The organism is Streptomyces sp. NPDC028910, assembly GCF_055564955.1.
Window position 1 is genome coordinate 265,832 of record NZ_JBVHVF010000004.1, and the last position, 23,990, is coordinate 289,821.

20 protein-coding genes are annotated in these 23,990 nt (G+C 69.5%); 11 read left to right on the forward strand and 9 right to left on the reverse strand.

The features are described 5' to 3' along the window. The first annotated feature begins 181 nt into the window (after window positions 1–181). The 5 genes from ACZ4TV_RS08205 to ACZ4TV_RS08225 all read left to right on the forward strand — a co-directional run bounded on the left by ACZ4TV_RS08205 (window position 182) and on the right by ACZ4TV_RS08225 (window position 6,495). On the forward strand, window positions 182–1,129 hold the full coding sequence (locus ACZ4TV_RS08205; RefSeq protein ID WP_468131966.1) for an LLM class F420-dependent oxidoreductase: 948 nt from the start codon (window positions 182–184) through the stop codon (window positions 1,127–1,129). A gap of 10 nt (window positions 1,130–1,139) precedes the next feature. Next, a complete protein-coding gene (locus ACZ4TV_RS08210) occupies window positions 1,140–1,925 on the forward strand; it encodes an SDR family NAD(P)-dependent oxidoreductase (protein WP_468131968.1) in 786 nt (261 codons plus the stop codon). Window positions 1,926–2,020: 95 nt separating this feature from the next. After that, on the forward strand, window positions 2,021–3,142 hold the full coding sequence (locus ACZ4TV_RS08215) for an LLM class flavin-dependent oxidoreductase (protein WP_468131970.1): 1,122 nt from the start codon (window positions 2,021–2,023) through the stop codon (window positions 3,140–3,142). A gap of 129 nt (window positions 3,143–3,271) precedes the next feature. Continuing rightward, a complete protein-coding gene (locus ACZ4TV_RS08220) occupies window positions 3,272–5,014 on the forward strand; it encodes an N-acyl-D-amino-acid deacylase family protein (RefSeq protein ID WP_468131972.1) in 1,743 nt (580 codons plus the stop codon). A gap of 14 nt (window positions 5,015–5,028) precedes the next feature. Next, window positions 5,029–6,495: an aldehyde dehydrogenase family protein gene (locus ACZ4TV_RS08225; RefSeq protein ID WP_468132268.1), complete on the forward strand. Its 1,467-nt coding sequence runs from the start codon at window positions 5,029–5,031 to the stop codon at window positions 6,493–6,495. Between the two features lie 43 nt (window positions 6,496–6,538). On the opposite strand, the gene ACZ4TV_RS08230 is transcribed toward ACZ4TV_RS08225, so the two are convergent. Beyond that, window positions 6,539–7,252 carry a hypothetical protein gene (locus ACZ4TV_RS08230; protein WP_468131974.1) on the reverse strand — a complete coding sequence of 238 codons (714 nt, stop codon included), beginning with the start codon at window positions 7,250–7,252 and terminating at the stop codon, window positions 6,539–6,541. Window positions 7,253–7,562: 310 nt separating this feature from the next. On the opposite strand from ACZ4TV_RS08230, the gene ACZ4TV_RS08235 reads away from it, so the two are divergent. Both ACZ4TV_RS08235 and ACZ4TV_RS08240 read left to right on the forward strand, forming a co-directional pair. After that, window positions 7,563–9,113, forward strand: a complete 1,551-nt coding sequence (locus ACZ4TV_RS08235; RefSeq protein WP_468131976.1) for an APC family permease — start codon at window positions 7,563–7,565, stop codon at window positions 9,111–9,113. A 137-nt stretch (window positions 9,114–9,250) separates the two neighbouring features. After that, a complete protein-coding gene (locus ACZ4TV_RS08240; RefSeq protein WP_468131978.1) occupies window positions 9,251–9,541 on the forward strand; it encodes a hypothetical protein in 291 nt (96 codons plus the stop codon). A gap of 59 nt (window positions 9,542–9,600) precedes the next feature. On the opposite strand, the gene ACZ4TV_RS08245 is transcribed toward ACZ4TV_RS08240, so the two are convergent. Beyond that, window positions 9,601–9,999, reverse strand: coding sequence for a VOC family protein (locus ACZ4TV_RS08245; RefSeq protein ID WP_468131980.1), 399 nt, complete (start codon window positions 9,997–9,999; stop codon window positions 9,601–9,603). Window positions 10,000–10,214: 215 nt separating this feature from the next. Here ACZ4TV_RS08245 and ACZ4TV_RS08250 point away from each other — a divergent pair, with 215 nt between their 5' ends. Continuing rightward, window positions 10,215–10,844: a LysE family transporter gene (locus ACZ4TV_RS08250; protein WP_468131982.1), complete on the forward strand. Its 630-nt coding sequence runs from the start codon at window positions 10,215–10,217 to the stop codon at window positions 10,842–10,844. Here ACZ4TV_RS08250 and ACZ4TV_RS08255 read toward each other — a convergent pair. Beyond that, window positions 10,831–11,190: a GNAT family N-acetyltransferase gene (locus ACZ4TV_RS08255; RefSeq protein ID WP_468131984.1), complete on the reverse strand. Its 360-nt coding sequence runs from the start codon at window positions 11,188–11,190 to the stop codon at window positions 10,831–10,833. The genes ACZ4TV_RS08250 and ACZ4TV_RS08255 overlap by 14 nt on opposite strands. 287 nt (window positions 11,191–11,477) lie before the next feature. On the opposite strand from ACZ4TV_RS08255, the gene ACZ4TV_RS08260 reads away from it, so the two are divergent. Beyond that, entirely contained in the window at window positions 11,478–12,080 is a 603-nt protein-coding gene (locus tag ACZ4TV_RS08260; protein ID WP_468131986.1) for a flavodoxin family protein, read from the forward strand. 1 nt (window position 12,081) lies between these two features. Here the strand turns inward: ACZ4TV_RS08260 and ACZ4TV_RS08265 are convergent, their stop codons facing one another. From ACZ4TV_RS08265 to ACZ4TV_RS08280, 4 genes are all read right to left on the reverse strand, one after another. Next, a complete protein-coding gene (locus ACZ4TV_RS08265) occupies window positions 12,082–12,330 on the reverse strand; it encodes a DUF397 domain-containing protein (protein WP_468131988.1) in 249 nt (82 codons plus the stop codon). Next, window positions 12,327–13,163, reverse strand: coding sequence for a helix-turn-helix domain-containing protein (locus ACZ4TV_RS08270; protein WP_468131990.1), 837 nt, complete (start codon window positions 13,161–13,163; stop codon window positions 12,327–12,329). Before ACZ4TV_RS08270 ends, ACZ4TV_RS08265 begins: the two co-directional genes overlap by 4 nt. A gap of 346 nt (window positions 13,164–13,509) precedes the next feature. After that, entirely contained in the window at window positions 13,510–16,002 is a 2,493-nt protein-coding gene (locus ACZ4TV_RS08275; protein WP_468131992.1) for a tyrosine-type recombinase/integrase, read from the reverse strand. After that, window positions 15,999–17,240: a tyrosine-type recombinase/integrase gene (locus tag ACZ4TV_RS08280; RefSeq protein WP_468131994.1), complete on the reverse strand. Its 1,242-nt coding sequence runs from the start codon at window positions 17,238–17,240 to the stop codon at window positions 15,999–16,001. Before ACZ4TV_RS08280 ends, ACZ4TV_RS08275 begins: the two co-directional genes overlap by 4 nt. Before the next feature lie 75 nt (window positions 17,241–17,315). Here ACZ4TV_RS08280 and ACZ4TV_RS08285 point away from each other — a divergent pair, with 75 nt between their 5' ends. Together ACZ4TV_RS08285 and ACZ4TV_RS08290 are read left to right on the forward strand one after the other, a co-directional pair. After that, a complete protein-coding gene (locus ACZ4TV_RS08285; protein WP_468132270.1) occupies window positions 17,316–17,633 on the forward strand; it encodes an ATP-binding protein in 318 nt (105 codons plus the stop codon). A 140-nt stretch (window positions 17,634–17,773) separates the two neighbouring features. After that, entirely contained in the window at window positions 17,774–21,679 is a 3,906-nt protein-coding gene (locus ACZ4TV_RS08290; protein WP_468131996.1) for a hypothetical protein, read from the forward strand. A 105-nt stretch (window positions 21,680–21,784) separates the two neighbouring features. On the opposite strand, the gene ACZ4TV_RS08295 is transcribed toward ACZ4TV_RS08290, so the two are convergent. After that, on the reverse strand, window positions 21,785–22,645 hold the full coding sequence (locus tag ACZ4TV_RS08295; RefSeq protein WP_468131997.1) for a TIGR03619 family F420-dependent LLM class oxidoreductase: 861 nt from the start codon (window positions 22,643–22,645) through the stop codon (window positions 21,785–21,787). Window positions 22,646–22,735: 90 nt separating this feature from the next. After that, window positions 22,736–23,932, reverse strand: a complete 1,197-nt coding sequence (locus ACZ4TV_RS08300; RefSeq protein ID WP_468132272.1) for an ADP-ribosylglycohydrolase family protein — start codon at window positions 23,930–23,932, stop codon at window positions 22,736–22,738. Window positions 23,933–23,990: the final 58 nt, after the last annotated feature.

Below are 23,990 nucleotides of genomic sequence, written 5' to 3' on the forward strand. Positions count from 1 at the left end.
CTGTGGTTGCCATGCCACTACGGTCCCACCATTAGTAGCACTCCGCAACACCCGATCGGGTGTAGTGCGCGCACCCCTTGCCTGACGGACCGTCAGCTACGACGATGGCCCGGCACCGGTAGGACGAATCGGCAGAGCCCTCGCCAGAGGACTCGGCAGACGAAGGCGAGGCGGGCCCCGCATGGCGCGCGTATTTCCGGAAGGTCGGCTGGTCTACGGGATGCAGCTCCCGGTCCAGTCGCAGAGCACCCTCTACGCCGAGCCCTGGGAGGCGTCGGCCACCGCCGCCGATCTCGCCGAGGTCGCGCGGGCCGCGGACCGGGCCGGCTTCGGGTACGTGGCCACCTGCGACCACGTGGCCATCCCGCGGCGGCTCGCCGGCCCCATGGGCACCGTCTGGTACGACCCGGTGGCGACCCTGTCCTTCCTCGCCGGTGTCACCGAGCACGTGCGGCTCCTGAGCCACGTCGCGATCCTCGGCCTGCGCCACCCGCTGATCAGCGCCAAGCAGTACGCCACCCTCGACCACCTCTCCGGCGGCCGGCTGATCCTCGGCGTCGGCGCCGGGCACGTCCAGGAGGAGTTCGAGGTCCTCGGCGTGGACTTCGCCCGCCGCGGGGCGGTCCTCGACGAGACCCTGGACGCACTGCGGGCGGCGCTCGGGCCCGAGGAGTACCCGGAGTTCGAGGGCGAGCTGTTCTCCTTCAAGGACCTGGGCCAGCTGCCCCGGCCCGCCCAGGAGCGGATCCCCGTCTGGGTCGGCGGCTCCTCGCCCGCCGCCGTCCGCCGGGCCGCGGTGCGCGGGGACGGCTGGCTCCCGCAGGGCGACCCGCGCGAGAAGCTCCCGGCGCAGATCGCCAGTATCCGGGAACTGCGCGCCGGGGCCGGGATCGGCGGCCCCATCGAGTTCGGCGCGATCACCGAGGCGCTGTACGTCGGCGAGCCCGGCTGGGACACCGGCCGCCGCACCCTCACCGGCAAGGCCGAGGTGCTCGCCGAGTCCCTGCGGGAGTACAAGGCGCTCGGCGTGGACCAGATCCAGGTCCGCTTCCGCTGCCGCGACCGCGCCGAACTCGTCGACCAGATCACCGCGTTCGGGGCCGAAGTGGCCCCGCACCTCAACGATTAGGGGATCACGCATGGGCAAGCTGGACGGGCGCGTCGTCATCATCACCGGCGCGGCACGCGGCCAGGGCGAGCAGGAGGCCCGCCTCTTCGCCGCCGAGGGCGCCAAGGTGCTCCTCGGCGACGTACTGGACGAGCAGGGCGCCGCGGTGGCCAAGGAAATAGGCGAGGACCGGGCCCGCTACGTACGCATGGACGTGAGCCGCGAGGAGGACTGGGCGGCCGCGATCGCCACCGCGAAGGAGACCTTCGGCCCGATCGACGGCCTGGTCAACAACGCGGGCATCCTGCGCTTCAACGAGCTGACCGCGACCCCGCTGGAGGAGTTCCAGCAGGTGGTCCAGGTCAACCAGGTGGGCGCCTTCCTCGGCATCAGGTCGGTGGCCCCCGAGATCGAGGCGGCGGGCGGCGGCACGATCGTCAACACCTCCTCGTACACCGGACTGACGGGGATGGCGTACGTCGGCGCCTACGCCGCCACCAAGGCGGCCATCCTCGGCCTCACCCGGGTGGCCGCGCTGGAGCTGGCGGGCAAGGGGATCCGGGTCAACGCGATGTGCCCGGGTGCCGTGGACACCCCGATGGCCAACCCGGGGCTGCTGGACCCGGCCGGGATGACCGACGAGGCGAGGGAGGCGATGGCTGAGCTCTACAAGCGGGTCGTACCGATGGGGCGGGTGGGGCAGCCGGAGGAGATCGCCAAGCTGGCGCTCTTCCTGACCGGCGAGGACTCCTCGTACATCACCGGGCAGCCGTTCGTCATCGACGGCGGCTGGATGGCGGGCGTCAGCATCATCTGATGGAGCGTCAGGTATTGACGCTCGCGGCGTGACGGTGGAACAGTCGGGACATCTGATCTGACGCAACGTCAGAAACCAAAGGACGGTGAACCCCCTTGGAATTCGGGCTCTTCGTGCAGGGATACGTGCCTGAGGCGCGCTCCAAGGTCGACCCCGAGGCAGAGCACAAGGCGCTGATCGAGGAGACCGAGTACGTCGTCCAGGCGGACAAGTCCGGCTTCAAGTACGCCTGGGCCTCCGAGCACCACTTCCTGGAGGAGTACTCGCACCTGTCGGCGAACGAGGTGTTCCTCGGGTACCTCGCCCACGCCACCGAGCGCATCCACCTCGGCTCCGGCATCTTCAATCCGCTCGCGCCGGTGAACCACCCGGTCAAGGTGGCCGAGAAGGTCACCATGCTCGACCACCTCTCCAAGGGCCGATTCGAATTCGGCACCGGCCGCGGCGCGGGCAGCCACGAGATCCTCGGCTTCCTGCCCGGCATCGAGGACATGAACGGCACCAAGGAGATCTGGGAGGAAACCATCGCGGAGTTCCCCAAGATGTTCCTCCAGGAGGAGTACGAGGGGTTCCAGGGCAAGCACTGGTCGCTGCCGCCGCGGAAGATCTTCCCCAAGCCGTACGGGAAGGCGCACCCGGCCATGTGGTACGCCGCCGGGTCCCCGTCCTCGTACGCCATGGCGGCGAAGAAGGGCCTCGGAGTCCTCGGCTTCAGCGTCCAGAAGGTCTCCGACATGGAGTGGGTCCTCGACCAGTACAAGACGGCCATCCAGGAGGCGAAGGCGATCGGCGCCTTCGTGAACGACAACGTGATGGTCACCTCGACCGCGATCTGCGCGGAGACGCACGACAAGGCGGTGGAGATCGCCGTCAACGCCAACATGAACCGCTTCCAGTCGCTGGTCTTCCGCTACCACGACACCTTCCCGAGGCCCGAGGCGATCCCGCAGTGGCCCGAGACCCTGCCGGAGTACAACGCGGAGATCATCGAGCTGCTGATCGCCGAGGAACTGCTGATCTGCGGCGACCCGTCGGAGGTCCGCGCGCAGTGCAAGCGCTGGGAGCAGGCGGGTGCGGACCAGCTCTCCTTCGGTCTGCCGACCGGCGTCTCGTACGAGGACACGATGACCACCATCAAGCTCATCGGCGAGCACGTGATCCCGGAGATCGACACGGACCCGATCCACCGCACGACCCGCTTCCGCGAGGCCGTCTGACCGTCTCAGCCCCGCCGGCGAGGCTGGAAGTGGGGCTGAAAAACCAGCCCCGCCGGCGTTTGAGGCGCGGGGTCTGGGGCGGAGCCCCAGCACACGGCCCGCAAGGCGAACACCGGCAGAAGGGACGTCATGCTCGACCACCTGATCAAGGGCGCGACCGTCGTGGACGGCACCGGCGCCCCCGCCCGCGTCGCCGACGTCGGGCTACGGGACGGCCGCATCGCGGTGATCGCCGCACCCGGCACCGTCACCGACGCGGCGGCCCGCACCAGCGAGGACGCCACCGGGCTGGTCCTCACCCCCGGCTTCATCGACCCCCACACGCACTACGACGCCCAGCTCTTCTGGGACCCCTACGCCACGCCCTCCATGAACCACGGCGTGACCACCATCGCCGGCGGAAACTGCGGCTTCACCCTGGCGCCGCTCAACCCGGCCCGCCCCGAAGACGCCGACTACACGCGCCGCATGATGAGCAAGGTCGAGGGCATGGCCCTCAAGGCCCTGGAGGAGGGCGTCGACTGGACCTGGTCCACCTTCGGCGAGTACCTCGACGCCCTGGAGGGCCGGATCGCCGTCAACGCCGGGTTCATGGTCGGCCACTGCGCCCTGCGCCGTCACGTGATGGGCGAGGACGCCGTCGGCGGCCAGCCCACCCCCGAGCAGATGCGGCAGATGCTCGACCTCTTCCACGACGCCATGAACGCCGGCGCCTGGGGCCTGTCCACCACCCAGTCCTCCACCCACTCCGACGGCGCCGGGCACCCCGTGGCCTCCCGGCACGCCAGGCCGGCGGAGCTCCTCGCCCTCTCTCAAGCGGTCGCCGAACACGAGGGGACCCAGCTCGAAGCGATCGTCGCCGGCTGCCTCGACCAGTTCTCGGACGACGAGATCGACCTCTTCGTCGAGATGAGCGCGGCCGCCGGAAGGCCCCTGAACTGGAACGTCCTCACCATCGACGCCTCCGTCCCCGAGCGGGTCCCGCGCCAGCTGATCCCGAGCGAGCGCGCCCGCAAGGCCGGCGGCCGGATCGTCGCGCTGACGATGCCGATCCTCACCCCCATGAACATGTCGCTGGGCACCTTCTGCGCGCTCAACCTCATCCCCGGCTGGGGCGAGATCCTCGGCCTGCCCGTCCCCGAGCGGATCGACAAGCTCCGCGACGCCGACGTACGGGCCGAGATGCTGCGCCGGGCCGACAGCAAGGAGGCCGGGGTCTTCCGGCGCCTCGCCCACTTCGGGCGGTACGTCATAGGGGACACGTACAGCAAGGAGAACGAGGGTCTCTCCGGCCGCGTCGTGAACGACATCGCGGCCGAACGCGGCCAGGACCCCTTCCACTGCCTGGTGGAGATCTGCGCCAACGACGACCTGCGCACGGTGCTCTGGCCGATGCCGACCGACAACGACCCGGCGAGCTGGGCCCTGCGCCAGGAGACCTGGCAGCACGAGGACGTCATGCTCGGCGGCTCCGACGCGGGGGCGCACCTGGACCGGATGTGCGGAGCCCCGTACACGACCCGCTTCATCGGCGACTGCCTGCGCGGCCGCAAGCTGGTGCCGCTGGAGCAGGCGGTACGGATGCTCACCGACGACCCGGCCCAGCTGTTCGGGCTGCGCGAGCGCGGCCGCCTCGCCGAGGGCTACCACGCGGACCTGGTCCTCTTCGACCCGGAGCGCATCGAGGCCGGCCCGGCGACGCTGGTCCACGACCTGCCCGGCAACAGCCCGCGGCTGGACGCACGGGCCATCGGCATCGTCTCGGTCCGCGTCAACGGCGTGGAGACCATCCGCGACGACCAGGTGACGGGGGCCGTTCCCGGCATCGTGCTCAGGTCGGGCCGGGACACGAGGACGGTGAGCACGCGATGACCGGTGAGCACCCGATGACCCACGACGCCCAGCGGCTCTTCGTCGGCGGCGAGTGGGTGGAGCCGGCGGGCGGCCATTACGAGGTGGTCAACCCGGCGGACGAGTCGGTGGTCGGGCTCGCGCCCGAGGCCTCGCCCGGGCAGGTCGCGGAGGCGGCCCGGGCCGCGGCCGAGGCCTTCGGCGCCTGGTCCCGTACGGCGCCCGAGGCGCGGGCGGCGATCCTCGACCGGGCCGCGGACATCATGCAGCGGGAGTTCGAGCCGTGGACGGCGCTGGCCCAGGCCGAGACGGGCGCACCGACCGGGATCGCCCGCGGCATGCAGGTCGGGGTCGGGGTCGCCCGCTTCCGGCGGTACGCGAAGGGGGCCCTGGAGCCGGTGGAGCGGGGCCTTCCGCCGCAGGTGACGGAGGCCGGCCCGATGGGGCGGGCGAGCGTCCTGGGCGCGCTGGAGGTACGCCAGCCGGTCGGCGTGGTCGCCTGCATCACCTCGTACAACAACCCGTGGGCGAATCCGGCGGGCAAGGTGGCCCCGGCCCTGGCCATGGGCAACACGGTGGTGGTCAAGCCGGCCCCGCAGGATCCGCTGTCGGTGTTCAAGATGGCCGAGGCGCTCGCGGAGGCCGGGGTGCCGGCGGGCGTGGTGAACGTCGTCGGCGGGCGGTCGGTGGAGGTCGGCGAGGCCGCGGTGGACTCCCCGTACGTGGACATGGTGTCCTTCACCGGCTCCACGGGCGTCGGCCAGCGCATCGCGGAGGTCTGCGGCCGGACGATGAAGCGGCAGCTGATGGAGCTGGGCGGCAAGGGCGCGGCGATCGTCTTCGAGGACGCCGACCTGGACGCTGCGGTCAGCGGGATCGGGACGACCTTCTCCTTCTACTCCGGGCAGATCTGCACGGCCCCGACCCGGGTGATCGCGCACCGGGCCGTCTACGACCAGCTGATCGAGAAGCTCACCGGCTACCTGGCCTTCATGAAGGTCGGCGACCCGGCGGTGCGGGGCACGGTGGTGGGCCCGGTGATCTCGGCGGCGCACCGGGACCGCGTGGAGTCGTACATCGAGCTGGGGAAGAAGGAGGGGGCGCGGATCGCGTACGGGGGCGAGCGCCCGGTGGTGGGGGCCGGCCGCGGCTTCTACGTGGCCCCGACCCTCCTGGTGGACTGCACGAACGACATGCGGGTGGTCCGCGAGGAGATCTTCGGCCCGGTGGTCGTGGTCGTCCCCTTCGACACGGAGGAGGAGGCCGTCGCCCTGGCCAACGACTCCGACTTCGGGCTGATCAGCTACGTCTGGTCGGGGGACGCGTCCCGGGCCTTCGGGGTGGCCCGCCGACTCCGGTCGGGCGGGGTCGGCGTGAACACCGTCGGGCGGAACATGGAGGCCCCGTTCGGCGGCTTCAAGCGCAGCGGGGTGGGCCGGGACGTGGGCTCGTACGCCCTGCACGCCTACAGCGAGATCCAGTCGATCGTCTGGACGGGCTGAGGACCGGCGCGGGGCGGGGGACGACCCGCCCCGTCCGGAAGCCTCAGTCCTTGTAGTAGTCGGTGAGGACGCAGCCCTTGATCAGGGCGGGCTCCTTGCGGAAGCCGCTCGGCGGCTTGAACTCCGGGTGGCAGTTCAGCATGAGCAGCCCGGCCTGCGGCTTCAGCAGGGCGGCCATGGCGGTCGAGCGGGTGGATCCGACGGTGAAGTCCTGGCCGATGACGACCCCGGAGTTGACGTTGCCCTTGTTCTCCGCCGCGTCCTTGGCGATCTCGGCCTTGAACGCGGTCTGGAAGACCTTCATGTCCTTGATCATGAAGATGCGGGTGCTGCCGGTGTCGCAGCTGCCGCGCTCGACGACGGAGTACGTCTTCTCGTCGTACTTGGCGTCCTCGTCCCAGTACTCGTAGCCGCTCTCCGTCGTGGTGATCTCGGCGCACTTGGTGTGGCCGTTGACGAACCGGGCGGCCGCCGCGATGGTCGCGGCCTTGGGCAGCTGCTGGAAGGCGGTGCCGTTCTTGGGGGCGTTCCCGTTGACCCCGCCGTTCTTCGTCGGGTTGTCCAGGGTGCCCTCGTTGGGGCCGCCGTCCCCGCCGTCCCCGCCGTCCCCGCCGTCTCCACCGACGCCGCCGATGCCGGCGGCGACGGAATCCCCGCCGATGCCGCCGAGCGCCGGCTTCTCGCCGCCGCCGCAGGCGGTGAGCGCGAGCAGCGCCGTGGCGGCCGTGACGGTGCTGATCAGTGGCTTGAAATGCATGTTCGTCGTGTCCCCCCGTAAATGACCTTGAACGGCGGCGACTCTAAAACGCTTGCCATGTCCGCGGCAAACCGGTGGCCGAAACTCGTATGGGAAACTTTAGAAACGCCCAAAACGGACACAGCTGCGGTTTCCGTATGCCGAAAGCCCCGCTCCAGAGCCTGCTGAAGCGTGGGCGGATCCCGAAATGAACCTTGCATTAAGCCCGTGCGAATCGTGTCGATCTCAAGATTCGAAGGCTTTGACGGCTCTCCCGTTCCGGACTTCGATCGTCCAGATGTGGAAAACGCACCCTCTAACGTCCTGACCCATGACTCAGGTGGAAGCTCGGCCTCAGGCCGGAGACACGGTAAGCGGCGTCGCCGAGGGCGTACGCGGCAAGGGACTCGGCGGCAATTCCGTCGGGCTCATAGGCAACGCCGTCATCGGCGTATCGACGGTCGCCCCCGTCTACTGTCTGACGGCCACGCTCGGCCCCACGGTCAGCGAGGTCGGCGTGCAGATGCCGGCCATCTTCCTGGCCGGATTCATACCCATGCTGCTGGTGGCCTTCGCCTACCGCGCCCTGAACAAGGCAGTCCCCGACTGCGGCACCTCCTTCACCTGGTCGGTCAAGGCCTTCGGCCCCCGCGTCGGCTGGATGTGCGGCTGGGGCCTGCTCGTCGCCACGGTCGTGGTGCTCTCCAACCTCGCCGGTGTCGCCACCAACTACTTCTACCTCCTCCTGGGTGAAGTGAGCGGCAGCGAGGATCTCGCCGCACTGGACGGCAACAAGGCCGTCCACATCCTCACCACGCTGGCGTTCATCGCGATCGCCACCGCCATCAGCTACCGCGGCATCACCGCCACCAAGTGGGTCCAGTACGTCCTGGTCGGCCTTCAGCTCGCGGTGCTGGCGATCTTCGCCTTCATGGCCATCACCAAGGCCGACGAGGTCGCGGGTTCGCTCGCCTTCTCCTGGTCCTGGATGAACCCCTTCGCCGTCGAGTCCCTCGCCGCCTTCACGGCCGGTCTCTCCCTGTCGATCTTCATCTACTGGGGCTGGGACGCCTGCCTGTCGGTCAACGAGGAGAGCGTCGGCAGCGCCAAGACCCCCGGCCGCGCCGCGATGCTCGCCATGGTCGTCATCGTCGCCTCGTACCTGGTCGTCGCCATCGCCTCCCAGATGTACGCCGGTGTCGGCGCCGAGGGCAACGGCCTCGGCAACGAGGAGACCGCGGACAACGTCTTCGCCACCCTCGCCGAGCCGATCATGGGCTCCGGCCTCGGGATCCTGCTCTTCGTCGCGGTCCTGGCCTCCGCCGCCGCGAGCCTGCAGACCACCTTCATCCCGGTGGCCCGCACGGTCCTTTCGATGAGCACCTACGAAGCCCTGCCGTCCTCCTTCGCCAAGGTCCACCCCCGCTTCAAGACCCCGGGCCGCGCCACCGTCGCGGCGGGCGTCGCCACCGGTGCCTTCTACGCGGTGATGACCGTGGTCAGCGAGAACGTGCTGATCGACACCATCTACGCCCTCGGCCTGATGATCTGCTTCTACTACTCGATCACCGCCTTCGCCTGCGTCTGGTACTTCCGCAGCGACCTGCGCGGCTCGGTGCGCGACCTGTTCGTCAAGGGCATCTTCCCCGGCGTCGGCGGCCTGATGCTCGCCGCCGTCTTCTGCCAGACGATGTACGACATGCTGGACCCGGCCTACGGCTCCGGCTCCTCGCTCTTCGGCGTGGGCAGCGTCTTCATCATCGGAGTGGGCCTGCTCCTCCTCGGCGTGGTCATCATGGTGATCACCGAGCGCCGCAGCCCGGCCTTCTTCCGCGGCGAGGTCCTGACGAAGTCCACCCCGGCCCTGGTGGTCGAGGACTGACCCTTCCCCGCCCCACCCGCTGAGTCACCCCCGCGGCCCCGGATCGATCCCCGATCCGGGGCCGCCGTGCGTCCCGGGTGACCCACACGGCCGTCCTCGGGCGGTGACCCCCGTGCGGCGGGGTCGTTGGGCCGGGCATGAATGCCATGAAGCGCACCCTCGCCGCCCTGGTCGTCTCCGGTGGAGCCGCCCTAGCACTCACCCCCGTCGCCGCGCACGCCGACGAACCGGCCGTCCAGGGGCCCCCGATCACCCAGCGCGTCGGCGAGATCGTCGACCACCCCGGCCAGGCCGTACAGGACACGAAGACGGCGGTCGGCGTCACCGCCTCGGCGGCCGGATCCGCCACCAAGGCCACGGACTCCTCCCTCAGGGGCGCCGGCACCGCCCTGACCGCCGGCCTCCCCCACGCCCCGAAGATCGAGTGAGCCCAGCCGGTACGGGTGACCGGGACCTGGTCCTGGTCCCAGGAGGCGGGTCCGGCCGGTCAGCCCCAGGTGCGGGAGCAGAGCACGAGGCGGTAGCCGTCGGGGTCGGCGACGGTGACCCCCCACTCGTCCCAGTACGGATTGTGTGCGGCGACCCGGGTCCCGCCGTGCTCGACGAGGCGCTGGACGAGGGCCTCGTCCGGCGTCTCGCCGAGGTAGAGCACGAAGAGGTCGTCGACGGTGGGCGCGGGCAGGATCGGGTTCGAGGCGTCACGGGTGAGCTCGAAGTGCCACCCGCCCCCGGCCGGCCCGACCATCAGCAGGTCGTGTTCCCCGGGCACGCTCCCGGCGCTCCGCCACTGCACGTCGAGCCCGAGCCCGTCGACGTAGAACCGTTCGGCCGCCTCCAGGTCGAGGGAGGGCCGGGCGACGCGGACATGCGTACGTGAATCGATCATGCGTGCAGCGTACGGGGCGGCCCTGAAACGGCGTTGCACGGCCTTGCACGGCCTTGCACGGCCCTGAAAAACGAATTGCCGGGGCGAGTGCGTCGCGCGCAGAATCCCGCCATGACCACGAATCTCGTCGCCTTCCTGCCGCTGACCTCCGCCGCCCGATCGGCGCGGGGCCAGCAGCAGACCGGCCCACGGCGGAGTCCGGCGCCCACGCACGCGTGAGCGCCGCGCTGCTCGCGGGGCTCCTCGCCGGCTACGGCATCGCCGTACCCGTGGGAGCCGTCGCGACCTATCTGGTGGCCCTGACCGCCCGGACCTCTCTGAAGACCGGCGTGTGCGCCGCCCTGGGTGTCGCCACCGCCGACGGTCTCTACGCGCTGATCGCCGCGATCGGTGGCTCCGCGCTCACCCCGGTGATCGAACCGGTCCTGCTCCCCCTGCGCTGGGCCTCGGCCCTGGTGCTCATCGCCCTGGCGGTCCGCAGCGGCGCCCAGGCCATCGCCCAGTACCGCGGGCGGCAGACGGCGACCCGGACGGACGAGGCCCCCATCGGCCCCGCGCGCGCCTACCTCGCGCTGCTGGGCATCACGATGATGAACCCCATGACCGTGATCTACTTCGCGGCGCTCGTCCTCGGCAGCCGGACCGCGAACGCTCCGGACCCCTTGGAGCAGACGGTGTTCGTCCTCGCCGCCTTCGCCGCGTCCGCCAGCTGGCAACTGCTCCTGGCCGGTGGCGGAGCACTGCTCGGCCGGGCGCTGACCGGCGGTCGCGGGAGGCTGGTGACCGCCATGGCGTCCTCCACCCTCATCACCGCACTGGCCCTTCAGCTGCTCATCTCGTCATGACCGACCCGCCCCGGAGCCGGTACACCACGCTCGGGCGCAGCGGCCCCTCCGGCACGGTCGGGTCGTCGAAGTCATCGGCCGGGTCACGGGTCATGCCGATGCGGCGCATCACCGCCTGCGACCGGAGATTGGTGACCGACGTGACCGCGAGGATCTCCGCCAGGCGGACGCTGTCGAAGCCGTAGGCCACCGCGGCCCGGGCCGCGGACGCCTCGGCTTGCTCCCGGGTGAGTACATCCGGGAAGTACGCACGGACCTCGGGATCGGCGTTCATGGCCGCCCAGGGCCCGAGGTCGGACTCCCGCCACCCGCGCAGCACAAGACGATCGGTTCGCAGCTCAGACATCACGCCAAGCTAGCGTGAGCACGATCAAGGAGCGATCGAAACACGGTCAGCGGCTCACCGTGACCCCGTTCAGAAAGGCGCTCCAGCTCGCGGGCGCCAGCAAGCAGTGGTCCGACCGGGCGATGATGGCGGGGCCTCCTAGGGGAGGCCCCGCTTTTCGCGGCGCCCGTGGTCGGCGCCCTGGCGCTGGGCTTCAGCGCCTGAACGCGCTCGCGCGGAACGCCGGAATACGCCGGGAGGTAGGGGAGTTGCACGCGAGGCACGCGCCGACCGAGACCGGAGTAGACATGACGACTGACATAGCCAGTGACGCGGACCGCTCGTTCCTCTTCGTCCTCGGCAGCTCCCGGCCCGACGGCAACACCGAGATCCTGACCCGCGCCGCCGCCGAGCAGCTGCCCGCCGGCACCCCCCAGCGCTGGGTGGATCTGGCGCAGCTGCCGCTGCCCGACTTCCAGGACGGCCGGCACGAGAGCGAATCCTGGCAGGCCGGGGCCCACGAGGAGGAGCTGCGGCGGGCCACGCTGGAGGCCACCGACATCGTCATCGCCTCGCCCCTGTACTGGTACTCCCTCTCCGCGCACACCAAGCGCTACCTCGACTACTGGTCGGGCTGGCTGGGCGTACCCGGCGTGGACTTCAAGAAGCGGATGGCGGGCCGGACCCTGTGGGGGGTCACGGTCATGGCCCATGAGGAGGAGGTCGTCGCCGACGGGCTGATCACCAGCCTCAACCACTCGGCCGCCTACATGGGGATGCGCTTCGGCGGGGTACTCCTCGGCAACGGCTCCCGCCCCGGCCAGGTGCGGAACGACGAGCGGGCGATGGCCCGCGCCAAGACCTTCTTCGAGCGCGAGACCCCGCTCGCCCGGTTCCCCTACGAGGCGTAGCTCAGCGGTCGGCCGTGACCCCGCCCAGGAAAGCACCCCAGACGGCGGGGGCGACGGCCAGCTCGGGACCGGCGGTCACCTTGGAGTCCCGGACGTGGACGGTGTCGGCGCAGGCGGCGACCTCGACGCAGTTGTCGCCGTCACCGCTGCTGTACGTGGACTTGTGCCAGGAGAGGGCGACCTCGACGCAGTCGTCGCCCTGACTACCGCTGTAGCTGCTCTTGAACCGCCGGAGCTGGGAGCTGTTCACAGGGATCCTCGCATTCGCATCAACAGGCCCCTGCTGTCCGCAGGATTGAGGGCCTGAATGCGAAGTTTGGCATACCGCTGGTGGAGGAGGCTGAGGTCTTTCGGGTCAGATAGCACCCGACCCAACTGCTGCCCCTCGCTGTAACCCACCCACTCGTGGTCCTCGGTTTCGAGGAGGCAGAAGGGGCCGCCGAGGCCTGCGTGTTCGGGGCTGATCAGCGGCATGATCTGGAGGTCGACGTTGGGCAGGCGGCTGCACTCCAGCAGGTGGTCGATCAGCTCGCGGGTCACCTCCGGGCCGCCGGTCTGCCGCGCGATCACCGCCTCGTCGATGATGAAGCTGAAGACCGTGTACGGGGTACGGAACAGGAGCCGCTGTCGGTCCAGCCGGGCCGTGATGCGTTCCTCCGCCTCCTCGGCGGTGGGTGGCGGCAGCACCGCGCCTACGAGAGCCCGCGCGTAGGCCTCCGTCTGTAACAGCCCCGGTATCGACCGGCACTCATACGTATTAAGGGTGATCGCGACCTCTTCCAGCTCGGCCCACCGCCGGAACCACTTCGCCAGCCCTCGTCGCCGCGCCAGCTTCTTTGCTGCGATGCGGATGACGCCGAAGCCGTCCAGCGCCTCCTCCGCCTTGTCCACGAACTTCGTGGACGGGTGGCGGCGGCCCTGTTCGACCGAGGCCACGTACTGGACCGAGTACCCGACCAGCGGCCGGAGCGCCTCCTGGGTCAGGCCGGCCCGTTTGCGGAACGCCTTGATCGTCTCGCCGAAGTTCCGCAGGTCGTCGTCCGGTTCGACCTCGGCGTCACCGCTCTCGTCGACACTCGTCACAGCGGTCACCTCCCCGAAGACAGGCTTACGCACGGTGACTGTTCCTGTCCAGAGAGTGGACTACTACAGTTGAAAAGTAGTAGTTGCCCTGCTGGGAACTTCCCTGGCCGCACGGGAAGTTCATTCCATGACCGCACCCTCCGGCCCCACCCAGGCCCTCGTACGCACGTTCACTCAGCGTTTCAGCTCCACCCGCCGCGGCGCCCGCCTCGCCCGCCAGCTGGCCCTCGTCGAACTGCACGACTGGGGCTTCTCTGAACTAGTCAGAATGGCCCCACCTGTTGGACGTCGTACCGCGCTTCATCAAGGGTGAGCTCTTCTTCTGTGCTCGAAGCGCCAAGTCCGATCACACGGGTTCGTTGTTTGGTCCTGCTGTGGTGACGGTGTCAGAGACGATACGGCTGAGGTCGGGCATGCCAAGGTGGATGGTGGGACGGCTGTCGAGCTGTGCGAGCTTGGCCTCTGCGCCGCTGAGGCTGACCTTGAGCCCTTCGACCTCTCCCCGCCAGCCTTCTCGCTCGGCTTCGGTGATCCGGGCGAGGAGATTGTCTCGGATCTCGATGAGGCGGGGACGTTGCGCCGGGTCGGGCCGGAGCATCGAACACCGGACGCAGGAGTGCTCGTGGATGCAAGGGCTGCCAAACGCCCGGCCACAGGTGCCGAGAGACACCTTCCGGAGTTCGAAGTGGCCGAGGAACTCTTCCCACTCCTCGTTGGTGGGTGTGCGGTATTCCTCGCTGGGGCGGATGGCGCGGCGGCGGGCGATGAAGGCTCGGTGCTGTTCGATGGCTTCCTGTGGATAGACCGCCTTGTAGTGCATCGTGGTGTTGATGTCGCGGTGCCCGCAGATCACCTGGGCGATGTGCGGCGGCAGTCCATTCGAGATCACGTCGGTTACGAACATTCTGCGGAAGTCGTGCGGCGTGAACCGCAGCGGCGTCCCATCGGGATGGCTCAACCCCTCGCTCTCAAGGAGCGTGAGGATGAACTTGCGGAGGTTGTAGCCGCCGACCGGCCTGTTCTCGGTGCCGTACTTGAACTGGAACAGCAACGGCAGAGGTGGGTTCCATATGCGCTCATGAGTGTCGTAGGCACTTACTAGGGGGATGGCGCCGTCGGCGGCACGGACTCGGCTGACGATTCTGCTCAGCACGTCCGCGAGCTCGGGGCTGATCAGCAGCAGTCGTTCGCTATCTGTTTTGGATGGGGCGATCTGGAGGAGAGGTACGAGCTCGCCAGTGTTCGGCAGCCGGTACTGGACGAAGTTGTGATGGCTGAGCTCGTTCAGTTCCTCGATCCGGATTCCGGTATGCCGGAGAACCTCGATGGTGGCCCAAGCCCAGAAGGTGAGGTGCTCCTCGTGAGTGAGGTTGCGCTGTTCTCCGGTGTCGGTATTGAGCACACGGAGGCTGCTGGCGTCCGCGCGGACCGTCGTCGGACGCTGGTAGGTGACCGAATCGAAGGTGAAAGTTGTGCCAGGTTCGGCCTGGCGGGCTGCAGCCATCAGCTCGGTCATGGCCGCGAGACGCCGCTCAGCAATGGCCACCACGGTCGGCAGCATGGGTAGTTGATGACGTGTGCGCTGGTGCATGCGCGCTCGCGCGCGTTCGATCTGTTTGGTCTGGCTGATCTCGTGGGAGCGGATCGGGCAAGGCGCGACGTGTGGCCCCCAGCGGGCTGGCTCCTCGGCAGCCCACTGGGCGATGTCGAGATAGAAGGCGCGCACGAGCGTTAGGGCGTGATTGATGTTGGTGCGGGGTTGCCGCACCTGGGTGACTGTGCCGTCGTTGGCTCGGATAGTGCAGACCTTGGTCGCGGCCCGCTGTTTCCACGCGCTGATCACGTCGGCCGGGAGCTGAAGCGAGGAGATACCCGGGTGGTGGTCTTCCAGATCCTTCCAGAACACCCGCCCCAGGATGTATGACAGCGTTTTGAGGGTCGTGTAGTCGAGCACAGCCTGGCGCTCTTTGAGGTACTCCACCAGTAGATCGCGGACTGGCCGGCACTGAAGGGCGTAGCGATCGATCAGTTCGGCACAGGTTAGTTGCCCCTTTGCCGAGCGGAAGGCGCGGGCGCTCAGGGGCGCGTCGGATGGGAAATAGCCGGAGACGTGTAGGAGCTGATAGAAGAGCATCTTGCCCTGCCCACCGCGGGCGTGCGTTGTGTCCTGGGTATCCAGGAGCTCAACGCAGTCTCCAACTGTGATCTCATCGACCTTCCCGCCCTTGACGGCCAGGATTGTCGCGATCCGCTTGAACGCGGTATCGGAGGCAAAGCGACGAGGAGCCGGTGTCATTTCCGCGATGCTTGAGCGCAGTCTGGCGAAGCCGTCCGGATCCCGGATGTCGGTCATGGATGCGACAAGCCCGGTGAATTGCTGCCTGAGCATGAAGTTTGCGCTGGGGCGGAGTGCGTCCGCACAGATCAGTCGGCGCAGGCCGGTGCTGAGGTCCTTGAATCCGTACTCCTTGTCCCAGCCCCTGGCCTCCAGCCAGGGCTCCACCAGTGCCTTCCAGTCGTTCGGGCGATCTTCCGCCCCACTGGCCAGCCACTTGTCCTGCCACGAGAGCCCGGGCTGTGTGCTCAGCCAGCCCAGCACCGCGGTGACACCACGCTGGACGCTGGGAAGCGTGTGCCTGTTCAGTCCTGCGGTGAGCAGATCGATCAGATCTTCCGCCGGTTGCTCGCTGCCAGGCCAGCAGGGTGGGTTAGTGCGAGCGGGGTACTGGGCTCGCAGGGCAGCCTGACTCTGCGAGCCGATCTCGGGTTCGACGCGTTGCTCGGGCAGGCTCAGCGTGGCGCGGCGTGAGACGGTTCCCCGGGGGCCGGCTTTGTTCACGGCGTCGCCACCCGCCCAAACAGCACGTCCAGGCTCTCCGGCCGGTAGCCCGGGGCCGGCGGCGGTGCTTGGCGGGCCGCGGCGTTGGCCTCCATCCGGGCATGGTGAGCCAGGACGTTCTCGATGACTTCGTCGCCGGTAGGCGTCGTGTAGATCTGAGTGGTGGTCAGGCTGGCATGGCCCAGGACCCATTGGACGTCGATGAGCGGGATCTTTGGGTCCCGGGACATCCGATATGCGGCAGTGTGTCGGAGGTCGTGCAGGGTCCAGTTGGAGCCGAGGCCGGTGTTCACGCGCTCGAACATGCGGTGGGCGGCGTGGTAGGTCAGTGGTCGAAGCGGTTGACGCAGCGTCCACCACAGGGGCCGTGAGCGCCCCTTGGGCAGCAGCCCATGCAGTTCAGACTGGTAGAGCCGTAGCCAGACAAAGGCGTCTGGCGAAGCGGGCAATGGCTGCGCAACTTTGGTGCCCTTGCGAATCACGCTGATCAGCTGCTGGCCTGGATCCGCGTCGCAAAACCGGGCGCCCAGTAGCTCAGAAGCGCGGGCGCCCGTGGAGACCCAGAACGCCACCAGGGCGCGGTCCCGGTTGGATCCAAGCGCAGCGAAAATCTCGTTGAATCGGTCGTCTGGGATCATTCGGGGGATCCGCTTGGGCACCTTGGGCCGGTAGCGGCCTTGGCGTTCGTTGCGGAACAAGCTCATCGGGTTGTGGTGGGCGTTTGCCCGCTCCGTCTGCCGGGCTCTGACCAGTGGGAACGGGTTGATCAGCGGCCCAGTGCCCATCTCCTGGTGGAACTCGTAGAACTTCCGAAGCACCGTCTCGGTGTGCGCGCGCGTCGACGGCTGGTACTTCCTGCCCGGTCGCGGCTTGCCCGTGACCGCGTTCACTGCGTCTTCGGCCCGCCGTGGAGAGCGGCCGACCCGTGGCTTGTCGGTGTGCTGGAGCCATCGCATGAAGTCGCGAGCCTCGACTCGCGTGGCCCGGTCCCAGCCGATGTCGAGTGCGGCCAGGAATCGCCACCACCGCAGCAACCCATTGCCGTACGTGTACACGGTCGACTCTGCTCGCTGACACCCCAGGAGGTCCCGGAAGTACTCCGCGACCGGCTCGACCACTGCCCCTGAGGCGTCCACGAGCCGGTAGGGCTCCCACTCGTCTCCCGTCTTCGTCAGCCGGCCGACCTGAGGGACGACCAATGTCGAAAGATCACGTACAGGTGCCAGAGATTCGCTCACGAACGACCTAACGCCCAGATCAGGAAAACGTCACCTGACCTGGGGAAAGAACGAGACTAGTTAAGTTAACGAGGAATCCCCGAACCCACCGCGCTCTCCGCCGACGCCGGACTACTGGTGGCCGAGCTGGCCGCCAACGCCATCACCCACGGCCGCGTTCCCGGCCGGGACTTCGAGCTCCGGATGACCCTCCTGGAGGGTGTGCTCCGCGTGGAGGTTTCCGACGCCCGCCGCGACCGCCGGCCCACCGTGCAGCCGCACGCCTACCAGGCGGAATCCGGCTACGGCCTCCGCATCGTCGACGCCCTCGCCACCGACTGGGGCGTCACGGACCGCCTGATCGGCAAGACGGTCTGGGCGGAACTGCGCCGTGAGGGCCGACCCCCTGCGTGACCCGTGTAACGGGCGGATAAGCTCCGCCTGCCCGCAATCCTGTGATGGTCACATGGCCCGGGCCTGCTTGGACTGGGGGGTTCATGAGCTTGCTGCCACCGGGCAGAAGAGTGTGGAAGAGCTACAGGCGAAGAAGCGGAGTGGTTTCCGGGGCTTTGCTGCTGGCCCTCCTGGCCTCGTTCACGGGCCAGTCGGGTACCGCGCTTGCGGCGCCCGAACCGCCGGCCACCGCTTCGCCGCAACCGGCGGCCGGCGCCCGTGCTCCGTCGGCCGCGCAGGCGGGCCCGGAAGCCCCGCCCAAGGCGGATCCGAAGGCCGAACGCGAGGCCGCGGTGCGCGCGCTGGAGCAGAGCGACGTGGCAGAGGTCTGCCCGGCCACTCTCGCGCCCCACACGGTCGTCAGCTGCGGAGTCGAACCGGGCAAGAGCGTCTCCTTCTCGCTCACCCTGCCGCAGCAGAGGGACCTGGTCCTCTTCCGGACCATCACGACCATGGCCTTCGTGAACACCAAGCTGCTCGCACCGGGCGGCACTGCCGTGACCTGTCAAGGCGTGGACTATGCCCCCACCAGCTGCCCCACGACCCAGGCGGGGACGTACTCCCTGGAGATCACGAACAGCAGCGAATTCCGCAGCGACATATCGGTGTCGTACTTCGCGTTGCTCTCCTCCACCTCCTGCAAGACGGTGGGCGCGGCCGACCGCATGCTCGGCGCCCCGACGGTGTTCCACGGGTCCCTGCCGCTCGGCACGGCAGGTGACTGTTACACGCTGGACCTGGCCGCGAACGACATGCTGCGCTCCAACATGGCCAGCGTCCATGTCGGCAGGGCGGTGTACGACGGCGCAGGCAACAGGATCTGCGGTGAACAGGGCAGCGACAACCTCGACTGCAGGCTCACGGGCGTAGCGCCCTACCGGGTCACGGTCTCGGCCTCCGGCGTGGAAGCCAGGCATGACATCACCTTTGCGCGGCTCTCCAAGCCGGAGGGCTGCGTAGTGGTGGAGCCGCAGGTGTTCGGCACGTCGCCCGACGTGACCTCCACGGTGCCCTGCTATGTCCTGCGTGCCACGGATTCGGCCCGGTACGCCTTCGGCCCGGTCGTGGACTCCGATCACTACGCGCCCCTGGGCCGGTTGTTCGCGTCCGACGGCACCCGGCAGCAACAGGGCGACTGCGGGCGCGGTTGCGATCTGGCGTCCGACGACTACACCTGGGCGACCGACTACCGTATCAGCGGTTTCTCGCAGTTCGGCATGGAGTTCTACTCCCTCAAGGAGACCCGGGGCTGCACCGCGACCCACGACAACGGGATGGCAGCCGGCCCGGTCACGGGCACCTTCGGCGGCCCCGGACAGAAGCTCTGTCTGACGCTTCCGACCGCCACCGGCCTGGGCGTCTATCTGCTCGACCGCATATCCACGAGCGTTCTCCGCGCCAGGGTCTACGACACGGCCGGCATCGAGCAGTGCGCGATGGACGGCGACTACGGGCCCATGTACGGCTCCTGCAAGCTGACCGGCACCGCTCCGTTCCGCGCGGTGCTCAGCGGCACCCCGTCCAAGGCCTACGCGCTGGTCATCCACCGGACGGGCGAGGCCGCTGGCTGCACCCCGTGGCGGCAGACCGGGTTCGACGGATCCTGGGGTGCACAGGTCGGTTCAGCTCTGCAGAACTGCCTGAGTCTGCCTGCCGATCAGCACTCCACCGCCGAGTCGATCGCCCTGGCCACGAACTCCGGAAGCGCGTACACCAAGATCCATCTGGTCGACCCGGCGGGCAACGAGGCATGCTCGGCCTTTCCTCCTACCACCTGTCGGCTCGCCCGTGGTGTTCCCTATACCGCAATGGTGGAGAACAGCGCCTACGCCGGGCACATCCTTGCCCGGCGCGACATCTCGCAGGCCGCGAACTGCGCGACCCCGGCCTCGACCAAGGTCGGCGGCCCGTCCACCCCGTTCGAGTTCACATCGCGGCTGGACGCCCGATGCATCCGGATCAGCGGCGCCACCACCGACAAGTTCTGGATCGGCATGAGGCCCGGCGCAGGCGCGATCGACGACCCCACGGTGCTGACGGTCGCCGATGCCGATGGCACGGCCCTGTGCAGCCACACTCGCAGCGGCTCGTGCAGGGTGACCGGCTCGACCTCGTACACGGTGGTCGTGTCGGGTTGGCGGGCCGGGGACGCGACCATCCGCCGCAGCCTGGACATCTGGAAGGTGGGCACGGCGGCCGGCTGGGCGCCTGAGTGCACCGCCAACCCGATCTCGGTCGACGGCTTTCCGCTGCGCAACGGAGTGCTCTCCGAGACCTCGACGGCCTACTGCGCCGTCGTCGACATGAAGCCCGGCGAGTCCTTCGACGTCAACGGTGTCACCAATATCGCCGCCGGCCGGGAGGTTCCTGCCCTGAGCCTGCACGGCAGCACCGAGTGGGACAGCGCGGACCCCACCTATGAATGCCAGCAGAGCTGGCGGGAGCTCAAGGCCGAGTGCGGCTCGGAGTACGAGTCGGAGGCCGGCCAGGCGGTGTTCGTGCTGAGCGCTGCCAACACTCCCCTGCCGGTCATCTACAGCATGCGGGCGGAGTGCGGCGTGTGTAGCAACTGGCCGATTCAATTGCCGGCGTCCATCAGTCCTGCTACCAGTCCCGCCGGTGCTCAGACCAAGGCCATCGTAAGCGGCAAGTGGCTCAACATGACCACTCAGCTGAAGTTGGTCAGGAGCGGTACGAGCACGCAGTCGAAGGTGATGAAGACGGTCTCCGTGAACGACGCCCGTACGTCATTGGAGGTCCTGGTCGACACGACCGGGCTGGAGCCGGGGACGTATGACGTGCTCGTCGACGGCATCGGGTACGCCGACGGAGTCGCGTCACCGGGCTACCTTCCCAAGGCGTACACGGTCTCCCCCGAGGACACCACGGGCAAGAGCCGGTTCGTGCCGATCACGCCCGCGCGGTTCCTGGACACGCGGGACGGCACCGGGGCGGCGAAGGCGAGGGTCGGTCCCGGCGGGATCGTCACGCTTCAGGTGGCGGGTGTGAAGGGGGTTCCGGCTACCGGGGTGACCGCGGTCGTGATGAACGTGACGGCCGTGTCGCCGACCCAGGCCGGGTTCGTGACCGTGTATCCGAACGGGCGGCCCGTGCCAGGGGTGTCGAACCTGAACTTCACGGCCGGGCAGATCGTGCCGAATCTGGTGACGGTCCCGGTCGTGAACGGGAAGGTGGACCTGCGCAACCACGCCGGCTCCGTCGACCTGATCGCGGACGTGACCGGGTACTTCACGGACCAGGCCGGTACCGGCTCGGCCTTCACGCCGATCACGCCCTCGCGGTTCCTGGACACGCGTGATGGTGTCGGAGCGGCGAAGGCGCGGGTCGGTCCCGGCGGGATCGTCACGCTGCAGGTGGCGGGTGTGAAGGGTGTGCCGGCGAGCGGGGTGACCGCGGTCGTGATGAACGTGACGGCCGTGTCGCCGACGCAGGCCGGGTTCGTGACCGTCTATCCGAACGGGCAGGCGGTGCCAGGCGTGTCGAACCTGAACTTCACGGCCGGGCAGATCGTCCCGAACCTGGTGACGGTCCCGGTCGTCAACGGGAAGGTGGACCTGCGCAACCACTCCGGCTCGGTGGACCTGATCGCCGACGTCACGGGCTACTACTCGGCGGGCGGGTCGACGTTTTCGGCCGGTTCGCCGGTACGGCTCCTGGACACCCGGGACGGCACCGGCGCCCGTGCCGGGGCCGTCGGCGCGGGCGGCATCGTGAGCCTTCAGGTGGCCGGTGTCGAGGGTGTTCCCGCGACCGGGGTGACCGCGGTGGTCCTGAACGTCACCGTCACCCAGCCCACGCAGGCCAGCTTCCTCACCGTGCACCCGCACGGAATCGCGCGCCCGGACGTGTCGAACCTGAACTTCACGGCCGGGCAGACCGTCCCCAACCTGGTGGTGGTGCCGGTGATCGACGGGCGGGTGACCTTCTACAACCACGCCGGTTCCGTCGACGTGATCGCCGACCTGAACGGCTACTTCACCTCCTGACCGAGCTGGCAGCGCATACGACGAGGGGCCCGTCCGATCACCCGATCGGACGGGTCCCTCGTCACGGGCGGCGGCTACCAGTAGTGCACGAGCGCTGCGCTGGGGTCAGAGGTACTGGGCGAAGTCGTCCAGGGTGCGCAGGATCTCCGGCTTCGGTGCCGAGGGGAGTTGGAGGACGACCTCCTCGATGCCGAGGTCGGCGTAGTGGCTCAGCTTGCCGGGCGTGGGCCTGACGGCGTACGGGACGACCTGGAGGGTCTTCGGGTCGCGCCCGGCGGTCTCCCAGATCTGGCGCAGCACCGGCAGGGACTCGGTGAGGCCGCCGCCACCGATCGGGAGCCAGCCGTCGGCGTGGTCGGCGACGGCGGCGAAGAGTTTCGGGCCGGCCGCGCCGCCGATCAGGGTGCGGGGGCCGTACAGGGGGGCGCCGGGGCCCAGTTCGCGCGGGGCCTGGACCGGCTTGGGGTGGGCGCTGCTCGCCTGGACGGAGGAGTACTGACCGACGTACGCCGTGGGCTCGGGGGCCCACAGGGCGCGCATCAGCGCCATCCGGTCGCGGACCAGTTCGCGGCGGGTGAGCCACTCGACGCCGTGGTCGGCGGCCTCCTCCACGTTCCAGCCGTAGCCGATGCCCAGGGTGAGGCGGCCGCCGGAGACGTGGTCCAGGGTGGCGACCTGCTTCGCGAGGACGATCGGGTCGTGCTGGGCGACCAGGGTGATGCCGGTGCCGAGGTGGAGCCGCTCGGTGACGGCGGCCGCCTGGGCGAGGGCCACGAAGGGGTCGAGGGTGCGCCCGTACATCTCGGGGAGTTCGCCGCCCATGGGCGCCTCGGTGTCGCGGGCGACCGGGATGTGGGTGTGCTCCGGGAGGTAGAGGCCGGAGAAGCCGCGCTCCTCCAGGCTGCGGGCGAGGCGAACGGGTGAGACGGTGCGGTCGGTGAGGAAGATGGTCGTGGCGATCCGCATGGTTGCTGGCACCTCCGAGACGTGGGACCCGCCACGGTACGGGCTGGATCCACGAATGTTGAGGGGGCGTCAGACGGCGTGCCCGGCGGGTCAGCCGCGCGGGTAGCGGGCCAGCCAGCCCGGGGACGAGTGCGCGGGGCCGTGGAGGGTCGGGCCCTGGGTCATCTCCAGGGCGAAGTCGTCGCAGAGCTCCAGCAGCGTGGCCCGGCCTTCGAGCTCGGCGAGCCATGGGCCCGGGAGGGCCGTCTCGCCGTGGAGGGCGCCGAGCAGCGCCCCGCACAGGGCGCCGGTGGCGGTGGAGTCGCCGCCGTGGTTGACGGCGAGGCGCAGGCCGTGCGGGATGTCCTCGGCTACCAGGGCGCAGTAGACGGCGACGGCGAGGGCGTCCGCCGCGTCGCGGCCCGGGCCGTGGGCGGAGGTGGGCCGATCGGTGGGGTTGGCGGTGGGGCCGTCGGTGGGGCCGTCGGTGGGGTCTGCGGTGGGGTCTGCGGTGCGGGAGAGGGCTTCGATGGACTCGGGGCCGGGTGAGCCCTGGGTGACCGCCGACAGGGCGCGCTGGAGGGCGTCCGTGACGGGCTGGTGCCCGGGGCGGGCGCCGAGCAGGCCCAGGGTGCGCTGGACGGCGGAGTCGAGGGAGTCGCCGCGGACCAGGCCGTGGACGATGACGGCGAGGGCGCCGGCCGAGAGGTAGGCGGTGGGGTGGCCGTGGCTCTGCGCGGCGCATTCGACGGCGAGCTGGAGGACCAGCGCGGGCTCCCAGCCGACCAGCAGCCCGAAGGGGGCCGAGCGGGAGGTGGCGGCCGCGTCGCGGGCGGCCGGGTTCTTCGGCTGGGCGAGGGTGCCGAGGATGTCGTCGGCGAAGCCGGTCAGGCTGGCGCGGTCAGGGGCGCGGCGGACGTAGAGCCATTCCTCCTGCGCGAGCCAGCCGTTGTCCTTGCGGCGCTCGTCGGGGCCCCAGTCGTGCTGGGTGGCGGCCCAGCGCAGGTACGCGCGGTGGACGTCGGTGGGCGGGTGCCAGGCGCCGGTGTCCCGGCGTACGTGGGCCCGTATCAGCCCGTCCACGGTGAAGAGGGTGAGCTGGGTGGCGGCGGTGACCGCGCCGCGGCGCCCGTGGGCGGGGGCGGGTCCGGTCAGGCCCTGCGGGCCGTGGGCTTCGCGGATGCCGTCGAGGGTGAGGCCAGCGACGGGCGCGCCGAGGGCGTCGCCGAGGGCGGAGCCGAGGAGGGTGCCGCGGACGCGGCTGCGGAACTCCTGCTGCTCGACGCGGCCCCAGAGGCCGGTGACGATGCCCCGGCCGAGGGTACGGGCGGGTGCGGGTGCGGGGGCGGGTGCGGGCGAGGGGTCG